The organism is Microbulbifer halophilus, assembly GCF_026183675.1.
Taxonomy (GTDB): domain Bacteria; phylum Pseudomonadota; class Gammaproteobacteria; order Pseudomonadales; family Cellvibrionaceae; genus Microbulbifer; species Microbulbifer halophilus.
Genome location: NZ_JAPIVK010000074.1, coordinates 1 through 2,544 on the forward strand (window position 1 = coordinate 1; position 2,544 = coordinate 2,544).

1 protein-coding gene is annotated in these 2,544 nt (G+C 67.1%); it reads right to left on the minus strand.

Annotation, left to right across the window (positions count from 1 at the left end):
• Positions 1–2,529, minus strand: a 2,529-nt coding sequence (locus OQE62_RS19225; RefSeq protein WP_265723663.1) for an amino acid adenylation domain-containing protein, incomplete at its 3' end; no start/stop codon positions are given.
• Positions 2,530–2,544 lie beyond the last annotated feature (15 nt).

Genomic DNA, 2,544 nt, shown 5'->3' on the forward strand with positions numbered 1-2,544 from the left:
CTGCGCCGGGCGCACCCGGTCCGTCGGCAGTTCCAGCAACGCCGGCAGCCCCGACAGTTCCTCGATCCAGTAGGAGGCCTGAGCCTCCAGCGCCTCGTCGCGCAACCAACTGCGCTGCCACTGTGCGTAGTCGGCATACTGGATCGGCAGCTCCGACAGTGGCGAGGACTCCGCCCCCTCGGCGAAGGCGCTGTACACTTGCCCGAACTCCCGCATCAGCACACCCATCGACCAGCCGTCCGAGACGATGTGGTGCATACACAGCAAGAGTCCATGCCGCTCCGCGCCTTCGCGCACGACGGTCGCCCGCAGCAGTGGCGCCCGTTCCAGGTCAAAGGCCGCTTGCGCATTCCAGCGTGTCAACTCTCGAACCTGTGCCTCGCGCTGCCTCTGCGGCAGGGCCGATACATCCACCACCGGAATCGACAGGGCCAGGGCCGGTTCGACCCGCTGTACCGGCTCGCCGTCCACTTCCACAAATCGCGTGCGCAGCACCTCGTGCCGCTGTACCACCTCCCGTAGGCTGCGCGTCAGTAGCGGCAGTGACAGCGGGCCCTGCAACCGCAGCCCCAAGGGGATGTTGTAGGCCGCGCTCGGCCCGTCCAGGCGCCACAGGAACCACAGCCGCTGCTGCGCGAACGACAGCGGTAGAGCGTCGTCGTTGTCCCGACGGCGGAGCGGCGGCGGCTGCCACCCGTCCCCGTCTTCCCGCACCGCCAATCCCGCTGCCAGCCCCGCCGCCGTCGGTGTCTCGAACACCTGTCGGATCGACACTTCCCAGCCGTGCCGGCTGCGCAACTGCGAAATCATCCGCACTGCCAGCAGCGAATGGCCCCCCAGGGAGAAGAAGTTGTCGTGTACGCCCACTCGCTCCACGCCCAGCAACTCGCTCCATACCTGCGTCAGCGATTCCTCCGTCTCCGTCCGTGGCGCCGTGTATTCGCCCTCCGGCCCTCGCTCCGGCACCGGCAGCGCCTTGCGGTCGATCTTTCCGTTCGCTGTCAGCGGAAACTCCGCCAGCGTCACTATCGCCGACGGCACCATGTGTCCGGGCAGTTGCCGCGACAGCGCCGACTGTAGCCACTCGCCATCCAGCGAGGCGCCGTCCTCGGGCAGCACGTATGCCACCAGTCGCCGGTCGCCCGGCTGGTCTTCGCGCACCAGAGCCAGCGCCTGCCCTACCCCGCCCTGCTCGCGCAACCGCGACTCGACCTCCCCCAATTCGATCCGGTAGCCGCGCAGCTTCACTTGCTGGTCTAAACGCCTCAGATAGTCCAGTTCGCCGTCGGCCAGCCAACGCACATGGTCTCCTGTCCGATACATCCGCTCCCCGGGGCGGCTCGAAAAGGGGTTCGGCACAAAACGCTCCGCGGTCAGATCCGGCCGCAACCAGTAACCGCGGGCCACCCCTTCGCCGGCGAGATAGAGTTCGCCGGCCGTATTGGGTGGTACTGGCTGCAGGAAGGCGTCGAGTACATAGGCCCGACTGTTCGCGATCGCGCGGCCTATCCGGGGTTTGAGAGCCGACGACACCACCTGGAATGCCGTCGAATAGGTCGTGTCTTCCGACGGCCCATACAGGTTGTACAAGCGCGGCGCCCGCGGCAATTGCAGGATCTGCTCGGCCAGTTCGCGCGACAGCGCTTCGCCCGCCAGGTTGATCGCACGCACCGACGAGGGCACGCCGTCCAGATCCAGCAACGCCGACAGTGCGGATGGCACTGTGTTGATCAAGGTCACCGCCTGGGATGCCGGAATATCTGGCAGCTGTGTCGCGGTGTCGGCGAGAATCACCATGCCGCCCAGGCTCAACGGCAGGAAGAGTTCATAGATGGACAGGTCGAAGCACACTGAGGTCCCCGCCAGGACGCCTCGGATATCGGCCTGTGAATAGACCGTCTGCGCCCACGCCAACAGGGCGACCGCGTTGCGATGGGTGATCGCTACCCCCTTGGGCTTGCCCGTGGAGCCCGAGGTGTAAATCAGGTACGCCAGCTGTCCGCCGGCGATTGCAACCTCGACTGCCACATCGCACGGCTGCAGCTCGGTGGTCACTGTCTCGAGCGTCCACTGCTGCACGCCCGGCGGTAGCAGATCCGACAGCGATCTTGTCGTGATCGCCGCTTCCACCTGGGCGTCTTCGAGGAGGTAGGCGATGCGCTCGGTCGGGTAGGCCGGGTCTATCGGCACATAGGCCGCCCCGGACTTGAGGATGCCCAGCAGCACGGCGAGTAACTCGGGGGTGCGCGGCAGACAGACACCGACCCGGTGGCGCGTGTCGATGCCGCGCCCGCGCAGCCAGTGCGACCAGGCATTGGCCCGGCGCAGCAGCGCCCGGTAACTGATCGTCTGGCTCCCCTCGATCAAGGCGATTGCATCGGGGGTGGCTTCGGCTTGCCGCCAGATGGCGGCCACCAGGCTTTCGTCGGGGATCGGCAAGGGTGCCTCGCCGCTGTCGCGCAGTAGCGCCGCGCGCTCTTCCTCGGTCAGGAAAACCAATGTCCCCACCGGCGCCTGCGGCTCTGCCACGGCCGCCTCCAGCAA